24 protein-coding genes are annotated in these 26,867 nt (G+C 71.9%); 12 read left to right on the top strand and 12 right to left on the bottom strand.

From position 1 onward, the window contains the following. Positions 1 to 348 precede the first annotated feature (348 nt). The gene (locus ACNYS0_RS42185; RefSeq protein WP_422482144.1) at positions 349 to 1,224 is read left to right on the top strand and encodes an SGNH/GDSL hydrolase family protein; all 876 of its coding nucleotides are present in this window, start codon (positions 349 to 351) and stop codon (positions 1,222 to 1,224) included. Between the two features lie 45 nt (positions 1,225 to 1,269). Here the strand turns inward: ACNYS0_RS42185 and ACNYS0_RS42180 are convergent, their stop codons facing one another. Beyond that, positions 1,270 to 2,409 (bottom strand): alpha/beta hydrolase, encoded by a 1,140-nt coding sequence (locus ACNYS0_RS42180; RefSeq protein WP_422482142.1) that lies wholly within the window; start codon positions 2,407 to 2,409, stop codon positions 1,270 to 1,272. A gap of 289 nt (positions 2,410 to 2,698) precedes the next feature. Between ACNYS0_RS42180 and ACNYS0_RS42175 the strand changes: the two genes are divergently transcribed. The 5 genes from ACNYS0_RS42175 to ACNYS0_RS42155 all read left to right on the top strand — a co-directional run bounded on the left by ACNYS0_RS42175 (position 2,699) and on the right by ACNYS0_RS42155 (position 8,472). Then, on the top strand, positions 2,699 to 4,963 hold the full coding sequence (locus ACNYS0_RS42175; RefSeq protein WP_422482140.1) for an FUSC family protein: 2,265 nt from the start codon (positions 2,699 to 2,701) through the stop codon (positions 4,961 to 4,963). Positions 4,964 to 5,059: 96 nt separating this feature from the next. Then, positions 5,060 to 5,827: a nucleoside phosphorylase gene (locus ACNYS0_RS42170; RefSeq protein WP_422482138.1), complete on the top strand. Its 768-nt coding sequence runs from the start codon at positions 5,060 to 5,062 to the stop codon at positions 5,825 to 5,827. Continuing rightward, entirely contained in the window at positions 5,824 to 7,116 is a 1,293-nt protein-coding gene (locus tag ACNYS0_RS42165) for an amidohydrolase (RefSeq protein ID WP_422482135.1), read from the top strand. The genes ACNYS0_RS42170 and ACNYS0_RS42165 overlap by 4 nt, the downstream gene beginning before the upstream one ends. Continuing rightward, complete coding sequence (locus tag ACNYS0_RS42160; protein WP_422482133.1) at positions 7,113 to 7,724, top strand: sulfite oxidase-like oxidoreductase; 612 nt, start codon at positions 7,113 to 7,115, stop codon at positions 7,722 to 7,724. Before ACNYS0_RS42165 ends, ACNYS0_RS42160 begins: the two co-directional genes overlap by 4 nt. Next, positions 7,717 to 8,472: a ferredoxin reductase gene (locus ACNYS0_RS42155; RefSeq protein ID WP_422482131.1), complete on the top strand. Its 756-nt coding sequence runs from the start codon at positions 7,717 to 7,719 to the stop codon at positions 8,470 to 8,472. The genes ACNYS0_RS42160 and ACNYS0_RS42155 overlap by 8 nt, the downstream gene beginning before the upstream one ends. A gap of 3 nt (positions 8,473 to 8,475) precedes the next feature. Here the strand turns inward: ACNYS0_RS42155 and ACNYS0_RS42150 are convergent, their stop codons facing one another. The 3 genes from ACNYS0_RS42150 to ACNYS0_RS42140 all read right to left on the bottom strand — a co-directional run bounded on the left by ACNYS0_RS42150 (position 8,476) and on the right by ACNYS0_RS42140 (position 11,045). Further along, positions 8,476 to 9,798: a S28 family serine protease gene (locus ACNYS0_RS42150; protein WP_422482129.1), complete on the bottom strand. Its 1,323-nt coding sequence runs from the start codon at positions 9,796 to 9,798 to the stop codon at positions 8,476 to 8,478. 163 nt (positions 9,799 to 9,961) lie between these two features. Then, positions 9,962 to 10,453, bottom strand: a complete 492-nt coding sequence (locus ACNYS0_RS42145) for a peptidylprolyl isomerase (protein ID WP_422482127.1) — start codon at positions 10,451 to 10,453, stop codon at positions 9,962 to 9,964. A gap of 112 nt (positions 10,454 to 10,565) precedes the next feature. Further along, positions 10,566 to 11,045: a DUF4188 domain-containing protein gene (locus tag ACNYS0_RS42140; RefSeq protein ID WP_422482125.1), complete on the bottom strand. Its 480-nt coding sequence runs from the start codon at positions 11,043 to 11,045 to the stop codon at positions 10,566 to 10,568. A 103-nt stretch (positions 11,046 to 11,148) separates the two neighbouring features. Between ACNYS0_RS42140 and ACNYS0_RS42135 the strand changes: the two genes are divergently transcribed. Together ACNYS0_RS42135 and ACNYS0_RS42130 are read left to right on the top strand one after the other, a co-directional pair. Then, positions 11,149 to 11,787, top strand: coding sequence for a MerR family transcriptional regulator (locus ACNYS0_RS42135; protein WP_422482123.1), 639 nt, complete (start codon positions 11,149 to 11,151; stop codon positions 11,785 to 11,787). 75 nt (positions 11,788 to 11,862) lie between these two features. After that, positions 11,863 to 12,147, top strand: a complete 285-nt coding sequence (locus tag ACNYS0_RS42130) for a zinc ribbon domain-containing protein (protein WP_422428680.1) — start codon at positions 11,863 to 11,865, stop codon at positions 12,145 to 12,147. 202 nt (positions 12,148 to 12,349) lie between these two features. Here ACNYS0_RS42130 and trpS read toward each other — a convergent pair whose 3' ends face one another. The 3 genes from trpS to ACNYS0_RS42115 form a co-directional block, all read right to left on the bottom strand. Further along, entirely contained in the window at positions 12,350 to 13,420 is a 1,071-nt protein-coding gene (gene trpS, locus ACNYS0_RS42125) for a tryptophan--tRNA ligase (RefSeq protein ID WP_422482121.1), read from the bottom strand. A 191-nt stretch (positions 13,421 to 13,611) separates the two neighbouring features. After that, positions 13,612 to 14,835, bottom strand: coding sequence for a cytochrome P450 (locus ACNYS0_RS42120; RefSeq protein ID WP_422482119.1), 1,224 nt, complete (start codon positions 14,833 to 14,835; stop codon positions 13,612 to 13,614). Positions 14,836 to 14,915: 80 nt separating this feature from the next. Further along, entirely contained in the window at positions 14,916 to 15,956 is a 1,041-nt protein-coding gene (locus ACNYS0_RS42115) for an NAD(P)-dependent alcohol dehydrogenase (protein ID WP_422482117.1), read from the bottom strand. Between the two features lie 299 nt (positions 15,957 to 16,255). Here ACNYS0_RS42115 and ACNYS0_RS42110 point away from each other — a divergent pair, with 299 nt between their 5' ends. Both ACNYS0_RS42110 and ACNYS0_RS42105 read left to right on the top strand, forming a co-directional pair. Further along, positions 16,256 to 17,260: a Dyp-type peroxidase gene (locus ACNYS0_RS42110; RefSeq protein WP_422482115.1), complete on the top strand. Its 1,005-nt coding sequence runs from the start codon at positions 16,256 to 16,258 to the stop codon at positions 17,258 to 17,260. Continuing rightward, the gene (locus ACNYS0_RS42105) at positions 17,257 to 18,081 is read left to right on the top strand and encodes a family 1 encapsulin nanocompartment shell protein (RefSeq protein ID WP_422482113.1); all 825 of its coding nucleotides are present in this window, start codon (positions 17,257 to 17,259) and stop codon (positions 18,079 to 18,081) included. The genes ACNYS0_RS42110 and ACNYS0_RS42105 overlap by 4 nt, the downstream gene beginning before the upstream one ends. A 21-nt stretch (positions 18,082 to 18,102) precedes the next feature. Here ACNYS0_RS42105 and ACNYS0_RS42100 read toward each other — a convergent pair whose 3' ends face one another. From ACNYS0_RS42100 to ACNYS0_RS42080, 5 genes are all read right to left on the bottom strand, one after another. After that, positions 18,103 to 18,606: an FBP domain-containing protein gene (locus ACNYS0_RS42100; RefSeq protein WP_422482111.1), complete on the bottom strand. Its 504-nt coding sequence runs from the start codon at positions 18,604 to 18,606 to the stop codon at positions 18,103 to 18,105. 56 nt (positions 18,607 to 18,662) lie between these two features. Then, complete coding sequence (locus ACNYS0_RS42095) at positions 18,663 to 19,541, bottom strand: universal stress protein (RefSeq protein WP_422482109.1); 879 nt, start codon at positions 19,539 to 19,541, stop codon at positions 18,663 to 18,665. A 45-nt stretch (positions 19,542 to 19,586) separates the two neighbouring features. Then, positions 19,587 to 20,945 carry a polysaccharide deacetylase family protein gene (locus tag ACNYS0_RS42090; protein WP_422482107.1) on the bottom strand — a complete coding sequence of 453 codons (1,359 nt, stop codon included), beginning with the start codon at positions 20,943 to 20,945 and terminating at the stop codon, positions 19,587 to 19,589. A gap of 159 nt (positions 20,946 to 21,104) precedes the next feature. Then, positions 21,105 to 22,490 carry an FAD-binding oxidoreductase gene (locus tag ACNYS0_RS42085; RefSeq protein WP_422482105.1) on the bottom strand — a complete coding sequence of 462 codons (1,386 nt, stop codon included), beginning with the start codon at positions 22,488 to 22,490 and terminating at the stop codon, positions 21,105 to 21,107. A gap of 157 nt (positions 22,491 to 22,647) precedes the next feature. Next, a complete protein-coding gene (locus tag ACNYS0_RS42080; RefSeq protein ID WP_422482103.1) occupies positions 22,648 to 23,097 on the bottom strand; it encodes an ATP-binding protein in 450 nt (149 codons plus the stop codon). 166 nt (positions 23,098 to 23,263) lie between these two features. On the opposite strand from ACNYS0_RS42080, the gene ACNYS0_RS42075 reads away from it, so the two are divergent. Next, positions 23,264 to 25,219: a hypothetical protein gene (locus ACNYS0_RS42075; RefSeq protein WP_422482101.1), complete on the top strand. Its 1,956-nt coding sequence runs from the start codon at positions 23,264 to 23,266 to the stop codon at positions 25,217 to 25,219. 92 nt (positions 25,220 to 25,311) lie between these two features. Further along, positions 25,312 to 26,862 carry an SDR family oxidoreductase gene (locus ACNYS0_RS42070; RefSeq protein ID WP_422482099.1) on the top strand — a complete coding sequence of 517 codons (1,551 nt, stop codon included), beginning with the start codon at positions 25,312 to 25,314 and terminating at the stop codon, positions 26,860 to 26,862. Positions 26,863 to 26,867: the final 5 nt, after the last annotated feature.

Below are 26,867 nucleotides of genomic sequence, written 5' to 3'. Positions count from 1 at the left end.
TCTCCATCGGGTGTCCGCGGGCGCCTGCGGGAATCCGCGGCGTCGCCAGTCTCGAATCGGTGTGTTCGATTGTCGCCGTCCGGGCCGCCCCCGCCACCGCAATCGGTGAACACGCCGGGGCGGCCTGCCGACGGGTCCGCCATGCGTCTGTGAGGCTATCGAGCACCACTGACAACCCCGTGTTGCACGACTCTCCCCTGGTCACGACCCTGTGCACACCTATTGACTCATATTCAAACTCGTCGGTAGCTTCAACTACCAGCGCGCTGAACCCCCTTGCCTCAAACGGAACTTGGCCATCCCTCCGGCCGCTTTCCGTCGGCCCTCAAGGCTTCGAAGGAGCATCAGATGGCGAAACGCGCGTTCAGCGGCAGACTCACGGCCCTCGCGGCAACGACCGGCGCAGCCCTCGTCACGCTCGCCGCGCCGGCCCACGCGGCGCCCGAGCCCCTCTCCTACGTCGCCCTGGGCGACAGCTACAGCGCCGCGTCCGGCGTGCTCCCGCTCGATCCGCAGGCCAGCCCGCTGTGCGCCCGCTCCACGGCCAACTACCCGCACGTCATCGCGAAGCGCACCGGCGCCGCCCTCAAGGACGTGACATGCGGCGCCGCGCAGACGAAGGACTTCGCCGGGTCCCAGTACCCCGGCGTGCCGCCGCAGCTCGACGCGCTCGGCCAGGACACCGACCTGGTGACCCTCACCATCGGCGGCAACGACAACAGCACCTTCATCAACACGATCCTGTCCTGCGCCACCGCCGGGCTCGCCTCCGCGGGCCAGGGCCACCCCTGCAAGACCCTGTACGGCGACAAGTACAGCGACGACATCGATGCCAAGACGTACCCGGCGGTGAAGTCCGCCCTCCAGGCCGTCAAGAGCAAGGCACCGAACGCGAAGGTCGCCGTCCTCGGCTATCCGTGGATCATGCCGCCCACCGCGCAGAAGGGCTGCTTCGTGAAGATGCCGATCGCGTCCGGCGACGTGCCGTACGTGCGCGACATCCAGTCCCACCTCAACCGCGCGGTGCAGCGCGCGGCGAGCGAGACCGGCGCCACCTACGTGGACTTCTCGCAGTCCTCCGAGGGCCACGACGCCTGCAAGCCGATCGGCACCCGCTGGGTCGAACCGGCGCTCTTCGGCACCAACTTCGTCCCCGTGCACCCGAACGCGCTGGGTGAGACGGCCATGGCCGATGCCACGATGGGCGCGCTCGGGCTGCGCTGATCCCCGGGCCGGGCTCCCCGCCTCATCCGAACCGGGGAGCCCGCGTCATATGAAGGCGATCTCCGGATACCGCGGCGACGGCGCGTCCAGGAGCGTGCCGTCACCGCCCCGCAGCCAGCGGTCGAAGAAGGCCGCGAGATACGCCCGTTGAGCCGCGACCGCCCGGTGGGCCGGCACCGTGCCCACCCATTCCTCCAGTGTCCGGCTCGGCAGGTCGAGGCGATCCGCGATCTGCGGCAGCAGACTCGTCGCGTCCGTGTACGTGGCGTGCGCGGAGCCGCGCAGGGTCAGGTCGCGCCGCCATCCGCCGCTGTGCCGCCACAGCTCCCGCCACGAGGGGACGCTTCTGCGGTCGTTGCCCTCGCTGCCCATGAGGAGCACCGGCCGGTCCACGCCCTCGGCCGCGACGGTGGACAGACCGCCCTCGTCGTGGTCGTCCTGGACGTACGCGAGCACGCCGTCGAGGTTCGCGGCCGCGGTCAGCCGCTCGTCGTCGTGCAGGGTCTGCAGCGCCGCGAAGCCGCCCGCGGACTGCCCGAACATGCCGATCGGTGCCTTGCGCAGCCGGTGTGTGTCGAAGGCCCGCCGCACCACGTCGAGGACGAAGCGGGTGTCGGCGACGCGTACGGCCGTCGTCTTCCTCAGCAGCGCCGTGATCGCCTCGGGACCCGCCTGCTGCGCCTTCTCGAATTCCTGCGGGAGCCGGGAGAGCGCCACCCTCCCATCGGGGAACTCCACCGCCGACACGTCGTAGGGATGGTCGATGGCGATCACGACATAGCCGCGGGACGCCAGGTCGTCCGTGAGTGTCGTGCCCAGCGAGCGGGGGTCCACCACCCCCGGCGAGTACAACACCACGGGGTGTGCCGCCCGGCGGTCGAACGGCGCCGCGGTGTGGGCGAAGGTACGCGTGGCCGACCAGTCGACCCGGCCCGGGGGCAGCCCCGCGAAGTTGTTGAGCCGGTCGAAGCCCGCCGCCTCCTGTGGCGTCAGCTGCGCCGCTCTTCCGTGCCCGGCCACCGTGCGCGCGGGGTAGCGCACGTCCACCATCAACTCCCGCGCCGCAGCCGCCGTCCACGGATCGCGCCGGGAGCGGTCCACCAGGCGCAGCGCCACCCTGCCCACCGGGTGCGGGCCGCTCGGAGCCGGTAAGCGCAGCCGCACCCGCCGCGGGGCGGCTGCCACCGCCGGCGCCGCACCCAGGGTCAACAACGCCGCTCCGGCCGCGAGTACGCCCCGCCGGGCCGGCCTTCCCGTCGAAATCCTGCCGTGATCGTCCATGGCTCAAGATTCGCGGGACCGGGCCCGGCACACCATCCGGCTGCCCTCCACTTCTCGTTGGGGGAAATCCCCCAGAAGTCACCTTGTGCCCAACCCGGTCGCCGTCCACCTGTCGATACTCGTGTCAAGAGCGCGCCCACCTCCTCGTATGCTCGGGGACGACGCCGACGAACTGATCTTGGAGTGAGCACTGGTGGCGCGACGGCCGAGGGACACCTGGGACCGCTTCATTGCATCCGATCCGGGGCTGCTGCGCCTGACGGCCGGGCTGCGGATCGTCGCGGCCATCGGGCTGACGCTCGCCGTGCTCGCGCTCCTCGGCACGGACGTGACGCACATGGTCGCGGGTGCGATGGCCGCGATGGTGAGCACGTTCGCGATCCGGGAGAAGAACCTGCGAGGGCAGGCGATCACGCTCGCGTGGGGGTTCCCCGTGGCGCTCGCCGCCGTGACCCTGGGCGCGCTGCTGCACAGCAGGGTCATCGCCGGTGATCTCTTCTTCATCGCGCTGATCTTCGGCGCGGTCTACTTCCGCCGCTTCGGCGACCGGGGCACGGCCCTCGGCCTGATGGGTTTCCAGGTCTACTTCGTGTCGCTGTTCGTGAACGCGACCACCGATCAACTGCCCGTGCTCGCGGGCACGTTGGCGGTGGCGTTCGCATGCAGCGCGGTGGCCCGTTTCGCGCTGGTGCCGGAGACGCCGCAGCGCGTCCTGGACCGGCTGCGCGGGGCGTTCCGGGCCCGGCTGGCACAGCTCGTGACCGCGCAGACGCGGCTGCTCGACGCCGCGCCGGAGGATCTGGACGACGTACTGAACGATCTGCGGCACCACACCTCGCGGCTGCACGAGACGGCCCTGATGATCCAGGGCCGGCTCGAGGACGGCGCCCGGGACGCGGCGACCGCCTCGCTGATCCAGCGCCGTATCGCCGACGCGGAGATCTCCGCCGAGCGCCTCGGCATGCTGCTGCTCAACGCGCGCAGCGCCGAGCGCGCCGACACCCTGACCCTGCACCTCCCGCACGCGCCCGCGCCCGCCGCGGGCAAGCTGCTGCGTCACGAGGACGAGTCGACGGCCACCCTGCGCCGCGATCTGGGCGCCCTGCACCTGATGGTGGTGCGCCCCGCCGACGCCAACCGGGGCACGGCCGTCGCCCAGATCCGCAACCGTCTGCTCGGCTACCGCGACGAGGAGCGGATGCCTCCGGGCGCCACGCTCGCCGTGCAGGACGTGTTCCGCGGCATCGGTGAGGCGGCCCGCGCGGTGATGGGCCTGCGGATCGCGCTCGACGGGCCGCAGGACGAGTCCGACGACTCCCCCGCCACGACGCGTTCGCGCGAGGAGCTGGAGGCGGAGGACATGTCCATCACCGGCACCGTCGCCCTGACCAGCACCGAGAAGGACGCCGCCGAAGAGGAGGAGGACGACCGCTCGGGGCTCGACCGGCCCACCACCCGGGCCGCCTTCCAGGTCGCCGTCGGCTCGGGCCTCGCGATCGTCGGCGGCGAGTTCCTCTCCAGTCAGCGCTGGTACTGGGCGGTCCTGACCTGCTGGGTCGTCTTCCTCAACACCGCGTCCACGGGCGAGATCGTCATCAAGGGCTACCGTCGTGTCCTCGGCACGGTGCTCGGTGTGCTCGCCGGAGTGCTGCTCGCGGGGGCGGTCGGCAACCACACATGGGTGGCGTTCGCCCTGGTCCTGCTGTGCGTGTTCGCGGCGTTCTTCACCGCTCCGTTGTCGTACGCGCTGATGTCGTTCTTCGTGACGGCGATGCTGGGCCTGCTCTACACGCTCCTGAACACCTACAGCTTCGACGTGCTGGTGCTGCGCATCGAGGAGACCGCGCTCGGCGCGGCGTGCGGCATCATCGCGGCGATGCTGGTGCTTCCGGTGCGCACCGACAGCCGCACCGACGAGCTGCTCGCGACGGTCCTGGAGCGGCTGGGTGACGTCGTGGCGGGCGCGGTGGAGCAGCTCAGCGGCGGTCCGGCCGCGGATCTGCTCGACCGGGCGCGGGATCTGGACACCGCCCTGGACGACCTGCGCGCGTCCACCAAGCCGCTGACCCACGCGATCGCCCCGCAGCGCGAGCGGCGGCAGACCGTGCGCTATCTGGTGGCGCTCCTGGAGACGTCCGCGTACCACGCGCGTTCCCTGGCGGCGACCGCCGAGCTCGTCCCGTACAGCAAGCATGTGGCCGCCGATCCGCGGCTCGGCAGGGCGGCGCGGCGCATCGCGCACAACATCGACGTGCTGGTGGCGCAGGTGAACGACGAGGACCTGACCGGCGCCGTCGAGTCGGGCGCGAGCATCGCGGCGATGCTGGAGACGGACGGTCTGGGGGTGCCGGCCGCGAACACCGTCACGTTCCGTGTGCTGCGTCACCTTCAGCGGCTCGACGAGGGGATCTCCGGTCTGGCCCGGCCGCTCGGCGTCCCTGTGGGACCGCGCACATAGCGCGGTCCTGCCTTCCGACCCACTCTGACCTGGGGATACGATCCAAAGATCCCCTACGAATCCGATGTCGCGCCGCCCCATGACTGGAGCCACCTCGTGAGTGCCCCCGCACCCGATCCCCACTCCTTGCTCCCGCTGAGCCGGGTTCCGCGTACGGGACTGCCGCCGCGCGCCGTCGTCGTGGGCGACCCGGCCCGTGCCGCGGCCGTCGCCGCGCTGCTCGACGACGCCGTGGAGGTGGCGCACAGCCGCGAGTACCGGACGTTCACCGGTACGTGGCGCGGGGTGCCGGTCGTCGTCGCCTCGCACGGCGTCGGCGGTCCCGGAGCGATCCTGCTGTTCCAGGAGCTGGCCGACGCGGGTGTACGGACGTTCGTGCGCTTCGGTACGGCGGGTGCGATGCGGCCGGGGATCGGCGACGGCGATCTGGTCGTGGCCGAGGCCGCGGTGCGCGACGACGGTGTGACGGGCCAGCTGGTGCCCGCCGAGTACCCGGCGGTGTCGAGTCCGGAGGCCGTGTTCGCCCTGACGCGCGCGGCCCGCGAGGCGGGGGCGCCGCACCATCGGGGAATCGTGTGGACGCGGGCGGCGTTCCAGCCAGGGCTGATCCCGTTGAACCAGTACGACGGGGCGGGCCTCGCGGCCATCGAGATGGAGGTGTCCGCGCTGTTCGTCACGGCGTCGCTGCGCGGCCTCGTCGCGGGTGCCGTACTCGTCGTCGACGGCGTGAACGCGGACGAGCTGGTGGACCAGGAGAGCACTGGCGGCTACGACCCGCATCGCGACGTCGTCGCGGAGGGGGTGCGGCGCGGCAGCGTCGTGGCCCTGGAGGCCCTGCGCATTCTGACCGAGGAGCAACTGTGACCGAGTCCGTCGATCTGCTGGTGCACGGTGGCACCGTCCTCACCGTCGACGACGCGTCGACGGTGCTCGCCGACGGCGCGGTCGCCGTGCGCGACGGCGTGATCGTGGCGGTCGGCCCGGCCGAGGAACTGCGCGCCGGGCACACCGCCGCCGAGACCATCGACGCCTCCGGCGGACTCGTCCTCCCCGGCCTGATCAACACGCATACGCACCTCGCGATGACGCTGCTGCGCGGCACCGCCGACGACGTGAGCCTCCAGGAGTTCCTGGGCCGTGTCGTGCCCGCCGAGGCGCGTCTCCTCGACCCCGCCACCGTCGCCTCCGCCGTCCGCGTGGCCGTCGCGGAGAGCGTGCGCGCCGGGGTGACCTCGGCGCTCGACATGTACTGGTTCCACGAGGCCGCCGAGGAGGCCGCACACGCGGCCGGCTGGCGGCTGCACACCGGGCCGCTGTTCATGGACGTCCCGGAGCCGCCGGACGGTCGGCCGTACAAGGAGCGCATGGAGTGGGCGCGCCGTGACCTGGCCGCGCGCCCCGCGGGCACCCGCCCGGTCATGTTCGCGCACTCGACGTACACCCTCTCCCCCGAACAGCTCGTCGAGTGCTTCGCGCTGGCCCGTGAGTTCGGCGCGCTGACCCACCTGCACGCGGCGGAGAACGCCGCCGAGGTCGCGGGCGTCGAGGTCGCGCACGGCAAGCGGCCGGTGGAGCTGCTCGAATCCCTCGGCCTGCTGGGCCCCGATGTGGTGCTCGCGCACGCCGTCGACCTGACCGGCGGCGAGATCGCGGCGATCGCCCGCGCGGGCGCCTCGGTCGCCCACTGCCCGGTGTCGAACCTGAAGCTGGGCTGCGGCATCGCGCCGGTGCCCCGGCTGCTGAGCGCGGGCGTCACCGTCGGCCTCGGCACGGACGGCGCGGTCAGCTCGAACACGCTCGACGTGCTGGGCGCCGTGCGGCAGGCGGCGCTCGTGCACAAGGCGGACGGGGACCCGACGGCGGTCGGCGCCGAGCAGGCCGTGCGGATGGCCACCATCGAGGGCGCCCGCGCCCTGGGCCTCGGCGACGAGCTGGGCTCGATCGAGGTCGGCAAGCGCGCCGACCTGGCCGTCCTCGACCTGAACCGCCCGCACCTCACGCCGCGCCACGACCCGTACGCGATGCTGGCGTACGCCGCGCAGGCCTCCGACGTACGGGACACCGTCGTCGACGGCCGGGTCCTGATGCGCGACCGTACGCTCACGACCCTCGACGAGGGCGCGGTCCTCGCCGACCTGGAGGCCCTCGCATGACCGGCCACGCGACCCGCGGCTTCGTCGGCCGCCCCCGCGTCCACAACCCCGGCCTGCCGCCGGGCCAGTACGACGCGGGCGACGACTGGCCGGTGCTGTCCGCCGAGGTGACACCGCAACTCGACCGCGCGGACTGGACGTTCACGATCGACGGCCTGGTCGCGGAGCCCCGCACCTGGACGTGGGACGAGGCGCAGGCCCTGCCCCCGGCGTCGTACAGCGGTGACATCCACTGCGTGACGACGTGGTCGAAGTTCGGGGTGCGCTTCGGTGGTGTCTCGCTCGACACGTTCCTCGACGCCGTCCGGCCCTCCCCCACGGCGACGCACATCATGGCGTACTCGCACACCGGTTACTCGGCGAACCTCCCGCTCGCCGATGTGACGGGCGGCCGGGCGTGGCTCGCGTTCACCTACGAGGACGAGCCGCTGCCGACCGAACACGGCGGCCCCGCCCGCCTGTTGGTTCCGCACCTCTACTTCTGGAAGAGCGTGAAGTGGGTCGCGGGTCTGCGGCTGCTCGATCACGACGAGCCCGGTTTCTGGGAGCAGAACGGGTACCACGCACGGGGCAACCCCTGGGAAGAACAGCGATACGCAGGTGACTGAGACCGTGCCGCAGACCACCGCCTTCACCCCGCCGACCCGGTTCGCCGTGCCCGGCCGCATCGCAGCGGGCCAGGGCGCCGCGCTCTGGCAGCGTGCCGTCATCGCGGAGATCCGCCGCGAGACGGCGAACGCCTCGACGTTCCGCTTCGCGGTGCCCGGCTGGCAGGGACATCTGCCGGGCCAGCACCTGATGCTGCGGCTGACCGCCGCCGACGGGTACACCGCCCAGCGGCACTACTCGCTCGCCTCCGCGCCCGACGACTCGGGGCACATCGAGCTGACCCTAGACCACGTCGAGGACGGCGAGGTGTCGGGTTTTCTGCACACCGGGGCGCGGGTCGGCGACGAGGTCGAGGTGCGCGGCCCGCTGAGTGGCTTCTTCGCGTGGCCGGGCGACCGCCCCGCGCTGCTGCTCGGTGCCGGTTCGGGTGTCGTGCCGCTGATGTCGATGATCCGCCACCACCGGCGGCACCGACTCGACCTGCCGTTGAAGCTGTTCGTGTCGGCACGCACGCGTGCGGACCTGATCTACGCCGACGAGTACGGGGCCGAGACGACGCCGGTGCTCACCCGTGAGGGCGAGCGCCGGCGCCTGGCGGCGGACCATCTGGCGCCGTGCTTCAGCGACGGCGCGCCCGAGTGGGAGGCGTACGTGTGCGGTTCCAACTCCTTTGCCGAGCACGCCTCGCAGCTGCTCGTCGGCCTCGGTCAGCCGGTGGATCGCATCCGTATCGAGCGGTTCGGGTGACCGCTAGCGCACTCCCGCCCACCGCTTGATCGTGGCCGTCGCGGCATCGCGCTCGTTCGCGGGCAGCGCGGAGATCCGGGCACCGTGGTTGGACTTCGGTACGACGTACTTGTACGAGTCGTTCTTGCTGGGGGTGAACTGCTCGGCGCTCCACGGGTCGTTCTGCCCGTAGACGAACAGCATGCGCTGGGACTTGGTCCGCACCCACTTGTCGACGCCCTTGATGACGGTGCCGTCGTAGGTGGTGCGCATGTCGGCGGGCAGTACCGAGTTCGGCTGGTAGATGTCCGGGTAGTGGCGGACACCCTTGAGGTTCTTGAACTTCAGGTCGGCCCAGCCGAGTTGGGCGGCGGCCTGCCGATAATAGGGGCCCGAGCTGTTGGCGCCGAGGGTGGAGTCCTCGTAGATGGACAGGCCGTGGTCGAGGGACCACTTGTAGAGGTCGTCGTCGGAGACCTTCTTGGCGTCGGGCACGGTCGGGCAGTTGTCGACGGAGCCGGACTGCCAGAAGTTCCACACCTGGTCGAGGACCGCGAACTCGTAGGCCCGGTCGGTCGTTCCGAGGGTGTTGGTGAAGGTGTACCCCTCGTCCTTCGCGGTCTTCTCGAACTTGGGCAGCAGGGTGTCGCGGCGCGCCAGCATCTCGCGCTGCACGGCGGCGAGCGCGTCGCGGCACTCCTGGGTGCCGACCCTCTGGAAGAAGTCCTCGTAGCCGCTGTCGTCGTCGTTGTTGGCGTCGTTCGGGGCGACGTAGGCGACGACGCCGTCGTAGTCCTTCGGGTAGAAGCGGTAGTGGTAGGTCGCCGTCATGCCGCCCTTGGAGCCGCCGGTCGCCAGCCACTTGGACGTCTTCTCGTACAGCGGCCGCACCGCCTGCACGATGCCGTGCTCGTCGGCCGCCTCCTGCTGCACCGTCATCTTGTTCCAGGGGGTGCCGCCGGACGGTACGGACTCTTCGAAGAAGCGGTGTTCGACGCTGAGCTGGTTGGCGTCGAGCAGGCTGGTGGGTTCGCGGGTCGAGGAGGACAGGCCGTAGCCGCCGGTGTAGACGACGACGGGCTTGGCCGTCGACTTGTGCCAGAGCGTGAAGCGCTGCTGGAACGTGCCCGCGCCGGGTCTGGCGTGGTCGACCGGCTGCGTGATCGACAAGGAGTAGAGCGGGAAGCCCTCCTTGTCGGTGACGCCGGTGACGCGCACTCCGGGCAGCGCCCGAAGCTGGTCTTCGAACGAGGCGGGCGCGGCGGTCGCCGGTGCCGCGGTGGCGGCGAGGGCGCCCGCCGTGAGGGTGGCGGACAGCAGCAGCGTGGGTATGGCGCGCAGGCGCACGGGTGCCTCCCTGGGTCGAGGAAACGGTGCGGCGGATCGGTGATCCACCGACCGAGACCTTAACCCGCTCCGTGTGCCCGGGAGTTGGGCTCGCGCCGAAATACGAGGAGCCGGGACCCCGGTTGACGGGGTCCCGGCTCCTCGCGCCGGATTTCGGCCTGGATCAGAGCTGGCCGGACTCGGCGATCGTGATCTTGGCGGAGGTGGCGCCGCTGCGCGAGCCGAGGGACTCGATCTTCTTCACGAGGTCCATGCCGTCCTCGACCTCACCGAAGACGACGTGCTTGCCGTCCAGCCAGCTGGTGACGATCGTGGTGATGAAGAACTGCGAGCCGTTGGTGTTCGGGCCGGCGTTGGCCATCGAGAGCTGGCCCGGCTTGGTGTGCTTGAGCTGGAAGTTCTCGTCGGCGAACTTCTCGCCGTAGATGCTCTTGCCGCCGGTGCCGTTCCCGGCGGTGAAGTCGCCGCCCTGCAGCATGAACTCCGGAATGACGCGGTGGAAGGACGAGCCGGCGTAGCCGAAGCCCTTCTCGCCCGTGCACAGGGCACGGAAGTTCTCCGCGGTCTTCGGGACGACGTCGTCGAAGAGGTTGAACGTGATCCGCCCGGCGGGCTCGTCGTTGATCGTGATGTCGAAGTAGGTCTTGATTGCCATGGACGCAATCCTTTCATCACGAACCCCGGATTGCCGATTCGGCCCGTCGGGATGGCCGTTTTCGTACGCCATTCGCACGCTGCGTGACGCTTCGCTTGCGGGGCGCGAGCATTCAGGCCGCGAGCCGGTCGCGCGCCTGCACGCCTTCGCCCAGCGGTCGCACACCGTAGGCCTTGCCGAGGCCGTGCGCGGGCATGTCGCCGTAGATCGTCTCGTAGGCGCCCGCGGGCACGATGTAGGTCTCGTGCCAGACCCCGACGTGCCCCTCGCCCTTGCGGAGGTAGCGGTTGAGGCGGGCCCACCAGGGCTGGTGCCGCCCGTCGGAGGCGGCCGCATAGGCCAGCAGCTTCTCCTTCGACTCCCAGTACTGGATGACGTAGTAGTTGCGCGGGTCCGAGGTGCCCAGCACGTGGTGGAGCAGGCCGACCGTGCGATCCTTGCCGAGTTCCCGCAGCATCATGGGCATCGCGTACATCACCGGCAGCCAGCGGTGGACCGCCCAGAACCGGTTGATCCGCATGCCGATGACGAAGAGCACGACGTCGCCGTCGGCGGCCGCGGTCACCCGCCCCATCTCCAGCTTCGTGAACACAACAACTCCCCCGATTTCGTCGGTTGTTGGTGGGGAGTCAGGGGTCCCCCGATCCCCTGACTCGTGTTTGGATAGTGGCACTTTCCAAGGAGGGGCACAAGGGATGCGACTGGCGGAGTTGAGCGAGCGCAGTGGGGTGCCGGTCGGCACGATCAAGTACTACTTGCGCGAGGGGCTGCTGCGGCAGGGCGAGCGGATCAGCGCCACCCAGGCCGCGTACGGCGAGGCGCATCTGCGGCGGCTCGGCCTCATCAGGGCGATGATCCAGGTCGGACGGATCCCCGTCGCCACCGTGCGGGAGGTCCTCACGCACGTCGACGACGAGTCCCTCGGGACGACCTTCCGGCTCGGCGCGGCACTGTGGGCGATGCCGCACCCGCCCGAGGCGCCCGCGGACGACCCCCTGACGGTGGAGGTGACCGGGGCGGTCGACCGGTTCCTCGGCGACATGGGCTGGCACCACGCACGCGAGATCGGCGCCATCTCCCCCACCTATCGCACCCTGGTCAGCACGATCGTCACGATGACCCGCCTCGGATTCTCGCGCGGGCCCGACGCCCTCATGCGGTACGCGCACCTCATGGAAGAGGTGGCCCAGTTGGACCTGGACCAGGTCGACGCCTACGACGACTCCGAGAAGGCCGAGCTGGCAGTCGCGTCGACGGTCCTCTACGACCCCCTGCTGCTCGCCCTGCGCCACCTCGCCCAGGAGGAGCACTCCACGCGCCGCTACGGCTTGTGACGCTCAGGGGCGGGCCGCATACGATGAGGCCGGACGCCGAACGCTCTGCGGCGGCCACACCACGGGAGGGAACCAATGATCATCTTCGGCACGCGGGGCTACGCGTACCAGCTCGCGATCCTCACCTTCGTCTGCGGCAGCTGCGGCAATCCCGCGGCGCACACCCTGCGGAAGTTCGTCACGAAGTTCACGCTGTTCTTCGTCCCGCTGTTCCCGGTCTCGACGAAGTACCAGGCGCAGTGCACGTTCTGCGGCGCCGCGCACCAGGTTCCCAAGGAGCACGTCGACGGGATGCTCGCGCAGGCCGCCGGGCCGCAGGCCGGGGCGCCCCAGCAGCAACAGCAGCACTACCAGGGCTAGTTCGTCGGGTCCCCGCCCCAGGCCGACGGCGGTGACAAAAGGTGGCCCTGCCGCCTCCCAGGGGGGAGAGGGGGCGACAGGGCCACAGGCTCGAGCGCCCGGGGGGGGTGGGCTGCTTGAGCGTCTGTTCTGCTGCTGCCCGGGATCGGGCCGGGCATGCATGCCGTAGGCAGAATCGTCCCGGCGGCTTTCCGCGCCCTCGTCAGTAGTCGGCGTTCATGGCGGCCCGCACCTCCCTGAGCGTGGCGTCCGCGATCGCGCCCGCCCGCTCGTTCCCGGCCCGCAGCACGTCCCTGACCAGGCGACGGTCCTGCGCGTAGGCCTCGCGGCGGGCCCGGACCGGCGCGAGGTACTCGTTCACGGACTCCGTGACGCGGCGCTTGAGTGCCGCGCCTCCCCCGTCCCCGATCTCCTCGGCCACCGTGGCCGGGTCCACGCCCTCGCACAGCGCGGCGAGCAGGACGAGCGAGGAGACCTCGGGGCGGGTCTGCGGCTCGTACGTGATGTGGCGTCGGGCGTCGGTCCTGGCGCCGCGGACGAGGCGCGCGGTCTCGTCGGGCGTGGCCGACAGGGCGATGGCGTTGCCGCGGGACTTGCTCATCTTGGTGCCGTCGGTGCCGAGCAGTAGCGGCGCCGTGGACAGCAGGGCCTCGGGCTGCGGGAAGACCGCAGTGCCGTCGGCGTAGCGGTCGTTGAAGCGGCGTGCGACGGTGCGGGTGACCTCCAGGTGCGGCAGCTGGTCCTGGCCGACGGGGACGAGGTTCGCCTTGCAGAAGAGGATGTCGGCGGCCTGGTGCACGGGGTAGGTGAACATCAGGCCGCTCACCGCGGACTGCCGGGAGTGGGCGATCTCGTCCTTGACGGTGGGGTTGCGCTGGAGCTCGGCGACGGAGACGAGGCTGAGGAACGGCAGCAGGAGCTGGTTCAGGGCGGGCAGGGCGCTGTGCGTGAAGATCGTGGAGCGCTCGGGGTCGACGCCGATGGCGAGGTGGTCGAGGATCAGTTCCTCGACGTGCTCCGTGAGGTTCTCGGCGATGTCGCGGTCGGTGAGCACCTGGTAGTCGGCGATCAGGACGAAGGTCTCGACGCCGAGGTCCTGGAGCCGGACGCGGTTGTGCAGGGTGCCGAAATAGTGCCCGAGGTGCAGGCGCCCGGTGGGCCGGTCGCCGGTGAGGATGCGGAACTGTCCGGGATCCTTGCGGATCAGCTGTTCGAGCTCGGCGCTGCGGTCCTGTGCGGCGGAGGTGCCGAGGGCGTCGGTGGTGCTTCTCATGGTTTCTCTCCCCTGGGTCACGGGCGTCCGCGGGACGGCGTGACCTCCGCTGGGAGGGCGTGCAAAAGGGCCGTCCGGTGGGACGGCCCTTGTACGTGCTCGAGTGTGCGGCCGCCTCTAAGTGAGGCGCCACCAGTTCAGGCACGAAGATCGATGCATGACGCAATCGTACACCTGACGGACCGTGCGGGTCAGGCACCGACCGGCGTGAACCGCACCGGCAGCGCTTGCGGACCGCGCGTGAAGACGCCCTGTTCGACCGGGTCGAAGCCGTCGGCGAGCCGCAGGTCGGGCATCGCGTCGAGGAGCTGGTTCACCCCGGTCTCCACCTCCGCCTTGGCGAGCAGCGCGCCGACGCAGAAGTGCCGGCCGAGCGCGAAGGCGAGGTGGTCGGCGGCTGCCGAGAACGCGGTCGTGGCGGTCAGGTCCTCGCGGAACAGGTCGAAGCGGTCCGGGTCCTCGTACCGGCTCTCGTCGCGGTTGGCCGCGCCGATGAGGCAGGTGACGGTGGCCCCGGCCGGGACGGTGCCGCCGGTCAGCTCGACGTCGACGGCGGACTGGCGCATGATCATGTGGACCGGCGGGGTGACGCGCAGCGTCTCGGCGAAGGCCCGCGGGATCAGGGCCCGGTCCGCGCGCACGGCGGCCAGCTGGTCGGGGTGCGCGAGCAGGTTGGCGAAGATGCTGGCGATGGCCTTGTCGGTGGTCTCGCCGCCCGCCGCGAGCAGCAGGCTGCAGAACGCCTTGATGTCCTCGTCACTCATCCGCACCCCGTCGACCTCGGCGGCGCACAGCGCGGAGAGCAGGTCGTCGCCGGGGTTCTCGCGGCGCTCCTGGATGACCGGGATCATGTACTCGGCGAACTCGACGCGGGTCCGCTCTCCCGCGGCGGCGACGTCCGGGTCGCCCGCCAGGTTGCCGAGGAAGTTGATGACGGCGGTGTACCAGCCGTGGAAGCGGGCGTGGTCGGCCTGGTCGAGGCCGAGCATGTCGGCGATGACGTTGACCGGGAGCCGGGTGGCGTAGTCCGCGACCAGGTCGGCCTCCCCCCGGTTCCTGAACGCGTCTATCAGCTCACGGGAGTTGCGCTCGATGACGGGCAGGAACGTGTCCTGAAGCTCGCTGCCGCGGAAGGCGGGGGCGACGAGCGCGCGGCGCACGGCGTGCTCCCGGCCGCTCATCTGCAGGATGGTCCTGCCGTGCACGGGTTCGAGCTGCCAGTCGTAATTCTCGGTGGTGAACGTCGCCTCTTTGTCCTTGAAGACGCGTTCCACATCGGCGTACCGCGACACGATCCAGCTCTGCGTCGCCTCGTGCCAGAGGAGCGGGGCGCTCTCGCGCATCGCACGGTAGGCGGGGTACGGGTTCGCGGCGAACTCCGGCGAGAGGATGTCGGGGACCTGCGCGGTGGACATGGGGCTCCCTGTGGGGGGTTCAACGGGCGGTAGCCCTCAGACTATTGACCGCCCGTCAGCCCGTACACCCCCGCCCCGTGTCAGCCGTGCGGCAGGATCACCGCACGTCCGCTGATCCTGCCGTCGTGCAGCAGCTGGTATGCCTTGGGGGCGTCGTCGAGCGAGAAGGTCTCGGTGTGCACGGAGACGGCGCCGGCTCGCGCCAGGTCGAGGACCTCGATGAGTTCGGCGCGGCTGCCCCAGTACGGGGCGCTGACGTTGACCTCGAAGTTGGTGGCGCCGAAGCCGACGGGCAGGGTGCCGCCGCCGATGCCGACGATCGTGACGTCGCCCTCGACGGCGGCGACGGCGCCCGCGGTCTCGACGGTGGGCTGGACGCCGACGAAGTCGAAGACGGCCTCGGCGCCGCGCCCGCCGGTCAGCTCCTTGACCTTGCCCGCGGCCGCCGCGTCGGACAGTACGGCCTGGTGGGCGCCGACCGTCCGGGCGAGGGCGAGCTTGTCCTCGGTCACGTCGAGGGCGATGACACGGGCGGCGGTCATCGCGCGAAGCAGCTGGATGGCGACGTGGCCGAGGCCGCCGGTGCCGATCACGACGGCGGTAGAGCCGGGCACCAGCTTGGGCAGCGAGCGCTTGATGGCGTGGTACGGGGTGAGGCCCGCGTCGGTGAGCGGTACGGCAGCGACGGGGTCGAGGCCCTCGATCGGTGTGAGGTGCCGGGCGTCGTCGACGATCATGTACTCGGCCATCGAGCCGGGGGCGCCGAGTCCGGGCGGGCGGATGCCGAGCTCCTCGGCACGCAGGCAGTAGTTCTCCTTGCCCTCCGCGCACTTGGCGCAGGCCCCGCAGCCCCAGGGCCCGTACACGGCGACCGAGTCGCCCTCCACGAAGCCGGTCACCCCGGCGCCGAGCGCGGCGACGGTGCCGACCCCCTCGTGCCCGAGGGTCAGCGGCAGCGCGTAGGGGAAGCTCTCGGCAGGCCAGCTCATCACGGCGATGTCGGAGTGGCACACGCCGGCGGCGGTGACCTTCAGCAGGACCTGTCCGGGGCCGGGCTCGGGATCGGGGACGGTCACGACCTCGGGGGCGTCTCCCACGGACCGGTACTGGAGTGCCTTCATGTTCGGGCTCCTTCGTGGCTGACCCCCGCCACCCCATGCAACCCCAGGCACCCACCGTGCGCACGCCCGCAGACAAAAAAGGACCCCGACCGTACGGGGGAGAACGGTCGGGGCCTGGTTCAAAGTTTAACAGAAAACAGCCGGGGTCCGACGCCGCCTCGGCGCGGTGGGACGTGAGGTCGGACACAACAGTTCATCTGGGTTTCAGAACGTGCTTTTCGGGCGCGAGTGCCACGGGGCGCCACAGCCCATATGGTGACAACAGCCAACTGACGCCCTCCCTCGCCATCGGAGCACTCGTGGCCGAACCCCAGCCCGTCCTCCTCACCCCGCCCGCGAAGGCCGCTGTCTTTCTGGTGGTCACGATCGCCCCGGGCGGCGAGAGCGCCGTCCGTGACACGCTCGAGGAGGTGTCGGGGCTGAGCCGCTCCGTCGGCTTCCGCGACCGCGACGCCGCCCTCAGCTGCATCGTGGGCATCGGCTCGACCGCGTGGGACCGCCTGTTCGGCGGGCCGAGGCCGCGCGAGCTGCACCCGTTCCAGGCGCTCGCGGGCCCCCGGCATCTGGCCCCCGCGACGCCCGGCGATCTGCTCTTCCATCTGCGCGCGCGCCGCATGGACCTCTGCTTCGAGCTGGCCCGCGTGATCATCGGGCGGCTCGGCGCCGCCGTCACGGTCGTCGACGAGGTGCACGGCTTCAAGTACTTCGACGACCGCGATCTGCTCGGCTTCGTGGACGGCAGCGAGAACCCGACCGGGCGGGCCGCTTCGGCCTCCGTGTTCGTGGGCGAAGAAGACCCGGACTTCGAGGGCGGCAGCTACGTCGTCGTCCAGAAGTACGTGCACGACATGGCCGCCTGGGAGGCGCTGCCCGCCACGGAGCAGGAGAAGGTCATCGGCCGCACGAAGACCGCGAACATCGAGCTGGACGACGACGTGAAGCCCGCGAACTCGCACGTCGCGCTCAACACCATCGTCGACGAGGACGGCACGGAGCGGCAGATCCTGCGCGAGAACATGCCGTTCGGCAGCGTCGGCCAGGGCGAGTTCGGCACGTACTTCATCGGCTACGCGCGCACGCCCGACGTCACCGAGCGAATGCTGCGCAACATGTTCCTCGGCGACCCGCCCGGCACCCACGACCGGATCCTCGACTTCTCGACCGCGGTCACCGGATGCCTCTTCCACGTGCCGAACGCCGCGTTCCTCGACGACCTGCCCGAGCCGCCGACCGGCGCCGCCACCGCCGACCCCACTGACGGATCCCTCGGCATCGGCAGCCTCAAAGGAGATGGACGACCATGAGCAGCGCCCCGAACCCGACCCCGAGCAACAATCTGCACCGCGAGCTCGCCCCGATCACGCCCGCCGCCTGGGCCGAGATCGAGGAGGAGGCCTCGCGCACCTTCCAGCGCCATGTCGCGGGCCGCCGTGTCGTGGACGTCACGGGCCCGGACGGCGCCGACCTCTCGGCCGTCGGGACCGGACACCTCGCGGAGATCGCGCCGCCCGCGCCGGGTGTGACGGCGCGGCTGCGCGGCGTGCAGCCGCTGGTCGAGCTGCGGGTGCCGTTCACGGTGAGCCGGGAGGCCGTCGACGACGTGGAGCGCGGCTCCAAGGACTCCGACTGGCAGCCGGTGAAGGACGCGGCCCGCGCCATGGCGTACGCCGAGGACCAGGCGATCTTCGACGGGTACGCGGCGGCGGGCATCGAGGGGCTGCGTGAGCGCACCTCGAACCCGGTCCTGAGCCTGCCCGCCGAGGCCCGCGACTACCCGGACACCATCAGCCGGGCGCTCACCGCGCTGCGTCTCGCCGGCGTGGCGGGCCCGTACGCGCTGCTGCTGGGTGCCGACGCGTACACGGCGGTCAGCGAGACCTCCGACCACGGCTACCCGATCGCCAATCACCTGGGCCGGATCCTGGACGGCGAACTGATCTGGGCGCCCGCGCTGAACGGGGCGTTCGTGCTGTCGAAGCGCGGCGGCGACTTCGAGCTGCGGCTCGGTCAGGATCTGGCGATCGGCTACAGCGCGCACGACGCGCACGGCATCGAGCTGTACTTCCACCAGACCCTGACGTTCCTGCCCTACACGGACGAGGCCGTCGTCGCGCTCAAGGCCTGAGCCCTCGGCCGCCCTCGAACCTCAGCCTCCCTCGACCCTGGCGACGAAGGCGTCCAGGTTGCCGAGCGCCCGCGCCACGCGCTCGTCCAGCGTGAGCGACTCCTCGTAGCGGCCGGCGCGCAGCTTCGGCTGCTTCTTGCCGCGCAGGTACAGGGAGCAGGCCAGGTCGGCGCAGACGTACAGGCCGACCGTGTTGCCGTCGCGGCCGCGCGCTCCGGCGAGCGGCGCGGCGAACAGGGAGACGCCCGACGAGGCGTGTCCGGTGAGGCAGATCTGGCACAGGCTCGACTTCATCGCGCTGGTGCGTCCGCTCTGCGGCACGCGTAGGGTGATGCCGACCGGACCGTCGTCCGTGGGGCGCACGAGGTGGGCGCGCAGCGGCGCGCCCGGGTCCACCCAGCCGAGGAAGTCCAGGTCGTGCCAGGGCAGCTCGGCGAAGTCGAGCGGCAGCCGCATACGGGTCGCCTCGCCCTTGGTGCAGTTCACGAAGGACGAGCGGATCTGTTTGTCGCTGAGTGGTTCCACATCGTGGACCTTACAAAGCCGCTCGCCGATCATGCATCCGGATATCCGCGCACCGGTCAGCCGAGGTTCGGGACCACCGTCACCGGGCACGGCGCGTGGTGCAGCACCGCGTGGGCGACCGAGCCGATACGGGAGCCGATCGCGGTGCGGCGCGCGCGGCGTCCGACGACGAGCAGCTGGGCCTCGGCCGCGACCGAGAGCAGCACCTGGCCCGCGCTGCCGATCTCGACGTGCTCGCGGACCGGCACATCGGGGAAGCGCTCGCGCCAGGGGGCGAGCGCGGCGCCGAGGGCCTTCTGCTCGTACGGCTCCATGCCGCCCGCGTCGTCCAGCAGGGCGAAGGAGCTGGGGCTGTAGGAGAACACCGGCGGCAGGCTCCACGCGCGCACCGCCCGCACGGCGACGCCGCGGGCCTGCGCGGTGGTGAAGGCGAACTCCATCGCGGCGGCGCTGTCCTCCGGTTCGCCCTCCTGCCCGACGATCACGTCGCGCCCGCTCGCCTCCGCCGGGGCGGCGTCGTCCGCGCGGACGAGCACGATGGGCCGCTCCGCCTTGGCGATCACCTGCTGCCCGACCGAGCCGACGATGAATCCGACGATCACGCCGTGCCCGCGCGAGCCCAGCACCAGGGACTCGCCGTCGCGCGCGGCCGCCAGGAGCGCCTCGGCGGGCCCGTCCCCGTCGAGGACGTCGGTGGTGACCGCGAGTCCGGGGTGGTGCTCGGCGATCTCGTGCTCGGTGTCGGAGAGCAGATCGCCCGCCCACTGCGTGAGCGCGGACTCGTCCGCGGCGAGCGCCAGGCTGTCGGGGGCGGGCTCGCCCACGTGCACCAGGCGCAGCGGCAGTCCGCGCCGCACCGCCTCGCGCGCCGCCCAGGCTGCCGCCGCCGCGCTCTCGGGGGATCCGTCCACTCCCGCGGTGATGGGCCGGGTCATCGCACCGCCTCCTCTTCTGTCCGGACTCGGTCTGTCCGGTCTCGTCTAGTGAGCTGTCTGTCCGGGTGCGCCGGTTTTACTCTTCGTACCGGTTCCACTCGTCGCGCCGGGCACTACCGCGTTCTTCGACGGTCGCAGATACCGGTTCCAGCCGCCCGCCGGACGCTCCCCCACCTGCAATTCGCGCAGCCGGGCGAGGACGGCCGGGTCCTGCGCGTCGAGCCAGTCGACGAACTGCCGGAAGGACACGAGCCGGACGTCGCCGCTCCCCGCCTTGTCGGCGATCCGCTTGAGCGCCTCCTCGACCGCGTCCATGTAGATGCCGCCGTTCCACTCCTCGAAGTGGTTGCCGATGAAGAAGGGCGCCCGGTTGCTCTCGTAGGCGCGCTGGAATCCGGTGAGATACGCCTGCGTGGCCTGGGTGCGCCAGCCCGGATAGTTGTGGGCGGGGGCGCGGGTGGAGTTCTTCGACTGGTTGGCGAGGATGTTGTAGTCCATCGAGAGGACTTCGAAGCTGTGGCCGGGGAACGGGATGCCCTGCAAGGGAAGGTCCCAGATTCCGTGCCGTTTGTCCGGCCAGCGCTGAAGACCGCCCGGCGAGGAGGCGTCGTAGCGCCAGCCGAGTTCGCGGGCCACGGGCAGCAGGTTCTCCTGGCCGAGCAGACAGGGTGTGCGGCCGCCGACCAGTTCCTTGTCGTAGTCGAAGGGCAGTGCCGGCTGGTCGTGCCAGCCGGTGTGGGTGCGCCAGGACTTGACGAAGGTGCGGGCCTGTTCGATCTCGCTGCGCCACTGCTTGGAGCTCCAATTGGCGACCGAGCCCGAACCGCCGCAGAAGTGCCCGTTGAAGTGGGTGCCGATCTCGTGCCCGTCGAGCCAGGCCTGGTGGACGTACCTCAGCGTCTCCTTCACGTGCGGATCGCTGAGGTAGCCGATGTCGGAGGCGCCGACGGGGTTGCCCGGCGGCAGGTAGCGGCGCTTCTGTGCCTCGGGGAGCAGGTAGAGCCCGGACAGGAAGAAGGTCATGCGGGCGTCGTGCTGCCGGGCCAGTTCGAGGAAGCGGGGGAACAGGCCGTTGCCGACCTCGCCCGCGCCGTCCCAGGAGAAGACGACGAACTGGGGCGGCGTCTGGCCGGGTTCCAGGGCGACGGGAGCGGCGGGCTGCTTGGGCTGGCGTCCCGTGTACGAGGTCGAGCCGTCGCCGATCAGGCGGGGCAGCGCCTTCTTCTTGGCGCGGCGCTCGGGATGGCGGGCGGGGCCTGCCGGGGGCGGGCTCTCCTTCTCGCCGCCGCTCGTCCCGCAGCCGGCGAGCGTCCCGGCCGCGGCGCCGAGACCGGCACCGAGACCGAGACGTGCCACACGTCTGCGGCTGATTCCGCTGGAACGACCGGCTTCTTCGAATTCCATGGACAACCCAATCCGCGCCCCGGGCGGGGGCGTTGCGCGTCCCCCCGCACGGACACCGACCCCCGCACCGTAGGGCGGATAAACGGACAATTGCCTCATTTGGGACGGCGTGCCGCGGAAAGGGACAGCACTCGCGATGGGCTGCCGGGAGCCGGCGGTTCAGTCCTCGCCGACGACCTTGCCGGGGTTGAACAGGTCCAGCGGATCCAGGGTCTGCTTCACGGCCCGCTGCAACGCGCAGACGGCGGGCCCGAGTTCGCTGCGCATGCCGCCGCGCTTGAGCAGGCCGACGCCGTGCTCGCCCGTGACCGTGCCGCCCGCCGCGATCGCGGCCTGAAGGAGTTCCTCGAAGGCGGCCTGCGCGGCGACCCGTTCGGCCTCGTCGCCGGGCTCGGTGATCAGGAGCGGATGCAGATTGCCGTCGCCCGCGTGCGCGATGGTCGCGATCCGCACGCCGTGCCTGCGCCCGATCTTCTCGATGGTCGCGAGCATCTGCGGCACGGCGGACCGCGGCACGCACAGGTCCTCGGTGAGCACGGGCCCGAGGCGCTCCAGCGCGGGATACGCGAGGCGCCGTACGTCGAACAGGGCCTCGGCCTCGACGGCGTCGGTGGACTGCTCGGCCCACAGCGCGCCCGCTTCCCGGAAGGCGTCGGCGATCGCGCTCGCCTCGGTCTCGCCCGCGTCGCCCGGGGCGTCGACGCGCGCCAGGAGCATCGCCTCGGCGCCGGGCTCGATGCCCAGGTGCTTCCAGTTCTCGACGGCCTCCATGCAGGCCCGGTCGAGGAGTTCGAGGGCGGCGGGCGCGAGGCCCCGGCTCGTGACGAGGGCGACGGCGGAGCCCGCGGCGACCAGGCTGTCGAAGTTGCCGACGACGGTGCGCGGCTCGGCGGCCGGCGCGGGCCGCAGCTTCAGCGTGATCTCCGTGATGACGCCGAAGGTGCCCTCGGAGCCGACGAACAGGCTGGTCAGGTCGTAGCCCGCGACGCCCTTCGTGGTGCGTCGGCCGAGCCGGACCCGGCTGCCGTACTCCCCCGCCGGGCCGCCCATGACGACTTCCATGCCGAGGACGTAGTCGCGGGTGACGCCGTACTTGAGGCAACACAGGCCGCCCGCGTTCGTGGAGACGTTGCCGCCGATCGTGGACCAGGGGGCGCTGGCCGGGTCCGGCGGGTACCACAGGCCGTGTTCGGCGACGGCGGCCTTGAGGTCGTTGTTGACGACGCCGGGCTGGACGACGGCGATCAGGTTCTCGGTGTCGATCTCCAGGATGCGGTTCATCCTCGACACGTCGAGCAGGAGGCAGCCGTCGCTGGCGTTGGCCCCGCCGGACAGACCGGTCCCCGCGCCGCGTGTGACGACCGGTATCCGCCGGTCCGCGCAGACCCGCACCACGGACTCGACCTCCTCGGCGGACGTGGCGCGCACCGCGGCGAGCGGCCGGCCCATCGGCGCCCACTCGGCGTCGTCGTGGCCGAGGGACGCGAGGACGTCCGGGTCGGTGACGAGGGTGCTGTCCGGGAGCGCGGCGGCGAGTTCGCCCACCGTGCCCCTCGTGTCTGCGGTGTCGATGTCGTCCTCCTGAACAGATGTCCCTGAACGGCGCGTTCACGGGTCCGGAACACCATCATGGAACACCGCCTCGCGCCGCCGGACGGCGCGGGTCGCTCAGGAGACGGGGTCGGTCAGGAGACTTGGTCGTTCAGGAGGCGAGGGTCAGCACGGCGCGCACCCGCTTGCCGACCGGGATCTGCTCGACGGAGACGGCGGCGAGCGCGTCCACGATCTCCAGGCCGTGCCCGCCCACGCGCGCCGGGTCCCGCGGGAAACGCACCGGTACGGCGGCGCTGCTGTCGTAGACGGTGACGGCGACGTGCCGCGACGTGCCCTCGAGTTCCAGGACGTAGGGGCCGGCGCTGTGCCGGTCCGCGTTCGTGATCAGCTCGGTGACGACGAGCAGGACGTCGCCGGCCGTCCGCGGGTCGAGTTCGACGCACCACTCCTGGCGGAGCCGGGTGAGAAATACGTCGGCGAACCTGCGCGCGTCGGCCAGGCACCCCTCGTCGCCCGCGTAGTGGGTGGCCTGCATCAGTGGCCCGACTGCCTCGTCGAAGCCGGTGGGGACCAGTGCCCCGTCCATGTACTCGGTCATTCGTGTCTCTTTCACGCCTGCAGGACTCCGCGATGGACACCCGCAGCCTGCTGATACCCCGCTTGAGGCCGCGCAGTCCTGCCGGATTCAACCGGGTGACCGGGCCCCCGGCGCGTCGTTTGAAGGACGACACCGCGTCCCTTCGGACTTCCGGGAGAGGCCAGCCATGCCCCAGCTTCGTCGCGACAGCATTATCCCCCGCTCACGGACTGCCACCGACCAGGCGGAGACGGCCCTGCTCGAGCAGTACACCGGCCTCGTACGCCTCGCCTATCTCACCCTCCCGGCCGCCTTCACCCGTCACCGCCGGGTGCTGTTGGCCCATACCGCCGTACAGCGGGCGCTGCCGGGGCGCCGGGCCGCGGTCGTTCCTGCACCCCGCGTCCCCGACGGCGTCGAACCCGCCGCCGACGCGCTGCGCGTACGGATTCTGCGGACCGCCCTGTCCGCCGCGCACCGGCCGACCGGCTGGCCCGCGGCCCTGCCGCCGCCGCGCATCCTGCTGCCCCGGCTCCCCGTGGTCTGGGGGCTGCGGCTGTTCCCGCGCTCCGGCGGCGCCGAGGAACTCGCGCTGGTACGTGCCCTCTCCGGCGCTTCGGCCGCGGCGCGCGCCGCGTTCGTGCTCCGGCACGTCGACGGCTTGGACGCGGACCGGGCGACGGCGCTCCTGGCCGCGGCCGGGGTGACGCGGGCGGAAGCGGCCGTGCGGGAGTCCGTCGGCCTCGACGCCGAAGCGGGGCCCGCTGCCGCGGCGTTGCTGCGCTCCCAGGAGTTCGACGCCTGCTCCGTGCAGACGCGTCCCACGGATCTGCCGCGCCGCGCACGGCGGACCCGGGCGGCGCTCGCGGCCGGGGCCGTGGCCGTCGTCGCGGCGGCCGCGCTGCTCTCCCCCGGCTCCGCCCCGCGCGAGGAGGCGACGGACAGCGGCGCCCCGGCCCGGGCGTCGCTCGGTGCGGGTGACCTCACCCGCGCCGAGCAGGACACCTGGGCCGACACTTCGCGGGTCGACTTCACGGCATGGCCCGCGCGCGGCGACCGGACCGGCGACACGGCCCTGCTGGACCGGGCGCTGGCCGCGTGGGCCGAGCCCTCCGGCGCCGTGCGCGTCAGCAGGACCCCGGACACGCCCGCAGACCCGGCGCCGCGTGCCCCGCAACTGCTGTTCGCGGGCGACGTCGACGGCCGCACCGTGGTGCTCCTCAGCGACGGCGAACGGCTGGCCCGCTACACCGCACCGGACGGCGACGACCGCGCCCGTCTCGCGCTGGCCCGGGTCGACGACGCCGACGTCACCACGGCCGCGGCCGTGGTCCTGAACCGGGGGCACGGCTTTGCCCGCTACCTGACGGCGCCGTGGATCGCCGAGGCGACCACCCGGGACCTCCTGCGGCCCGACGCTCCGGGACGGCCGCTCGACGTGTCGGACGACGGGGTGACCGACGCCGTGCCCGTCGCGCCCGCGGACGGCTGCACGCGCCGCCCCGTGCTTCAACTGCGGTCCTCGCCGCGCATCGTGGAGGACCACTCGTTCCTGCTCGCCGACCTCGGTGGCCTGTCGCCCGTCCACCTCACGTACACGCCGCTGCCGGGCCACGGCACGCCTCCGCCCCGGCAGCCGCGCGAGGCCACCGGCAGCCAGGCCCTGGTCGCGTGGGCGCGTACCGCCTGCCGGCTCCAGCCGTGGCGGGGCGGCGCGGTACGCGCCGTGAACGCGTGGGACTTCGCCGAGCAGCGACTGCCGCAGGACGCGGGCCGGGCCGTGTGGTCCTGTGTGCGCGCCTCCACATGGCGCGGTCCGGGCGATGTCGCGCTCCTGCTGCGCACCCCCGCCGCGGCCACCGAACCGGCGCGCCTGGTCGGCCGGGCGCGGGCCACGGCGGCGTGCAGCCGGTTCGGTCAGCATGTGGTCTCCGGGACCCGGTGGCGGGCGCCGGACGGCCACTGGTATCTCCTGGCCGCGGGCAGCCGGGCGGTCACCCGGATCGAGGCGAGCGGTGCGGTCACCGAGTCCCGCCCGGGCCGCACCCTGGCCGTCCGCGCCCCCGAGCGCGGCGCCGTCCGGGTGGCGGCGCGACTCGACACCGGCGAGCGGCTTCAGGAGGCGGCACCCGGGCAGCCGTGAGCGCTCGGGGCGGTGCATCCGCCTGCGCTGTTGATGCGGAAGTCGGTCATGGGGCGGACGGTGGTGGAACAGGGGGCGAGCGAGGGAGACACATGGACGCGGAACATGCCGGACAGCGGTGTCTGGTCACCGGGGCGAGCGGCTACATCGGCGGCCGTCTCGTGCCGGAACTGCTGGCCGCCGGTCATCAGGTGCGCTGCCTGGCGCGCTCCCCCGGCAAGCTCCGGGATCATCCGTGGTCCGGCGACGTCGAGGTGGTGCGGGGCGACCTCACGGACCGCGACTCGCTCGGCGCGGCGCTGCGCGGCGTCGACGTCGCGTACTACCTGGTGCACGCGCTCGGTACCGGCAAGGACTTCGAGCGCACCGACCGTGAGATGGCGACGGCCTTCGCCGAGGAGGCCCGCCGTGCGGGGGTGCGGCGGATCGTCTATCTGGGCGGACTGACGCCCGCGGGCGTGCCCGAGCGGGAGCTGTCGCCGCATCTGCGCTCGCGGGCCGAGGTGGGCCACATCCTGCTGGCCTCCGGTGTGCCGACGACGGTGCTGCGCGCGGCCGTGATCATCGGGTCGGGCTCCGCCTCGTTCGAGATGCTGCGCTATCTCACCGAACGGCTTCCGGTGATGGTGACGCCGAGCTGGGTGCACACCCGGATCCAGCCGATCGCCGTCCGCGACGTGCTGCGCTGTCTGGTGGCCGGGGCGACGCTGCCGCCCGAGGTGTCCCGCGCCTTCGACGTCGGCGGCCCCGACGTGCTCACCTACCGCGACATGATGCTCCGGTACGCGGAGGTCGCGCGGCTGCCGCGGCGCGTCGTGATCGGGGTGCCGATGCTCAGCCCCGGCCTGTCGAGCCACTGGGTCGGCCTGGTGACGCCCGTCCCCGCCGCCATCGCCCGCCCGCTGACCGAGTCGCTGCGCCACGAGGTCGTCTGCCACGAGCACGACATCGAGGAGTGGGCGGCGTATCCGCCGGGTTCCCCGATCGGGTTCGACGAGGCGGTCCGGCTGGCACTGCGCCGCGTCCAGGAGGCGCAGGTGGCCACGCGCTGGTCGTCCGCGGCGCTGCCGGGCGCGCCCAGCGACCCGCTGCCCACCGACCCGGACTGGGCGGGCGGCAGCCTCTACACGGACGAGCGCGAACGGCTCGTCGAGGCCTCGCCCGACCGGCTGTGGGACGTGATCGAGGGCATCGGCGGGGAGCACGGCTGGTACTCGTTCCCGCTGGCGTGGGCGGTGCGCGGGTGGCTCGACCGGCTGGTGGGCGGCGTGGGGCTGCGGCGCGGGCGGCGCGACGCGGAACGACTTCGGGTCGGTGACTCGCTGGACTTCTGGCGCGTCGAGGCGATCGAGCCGGGGCGGCTGCTGCGGCTGCGCGCGGAGATGCGGTTGCCGGGGCTCGCCTGGCTCGAGCTCTCCGTGGAGCGGACGGACGACGGGCAGGCCCGCTACCAGCAGCGGGCGCTGTTCCATCCGCACGGCCTGGCGGGCCAGGCGTACTGGTGGAGCGTGGCCCCGTTCCACTCCGTGGTGTTCGGCGGGATGGCCCGCAATATCGCGGCCGCGGCGGAACGCGGTCCCGACGGGGGTGCTCCGTCCGGCCGATCGGTGCATCCGCGTACGTCCTCGGCCGGGAAGGGCTGACACAG

The organism is Streptomyces anthophorae (assembly GCF_049310305.1).
Lineage (GTDB): Bacteria > Actinomycetota > Actinomycetes > Streptomycetales > Streptomycetaceae > Streptomyces.
This window is presented reverse-complemented; position numbering and strand designations above follow the sequence as displayed.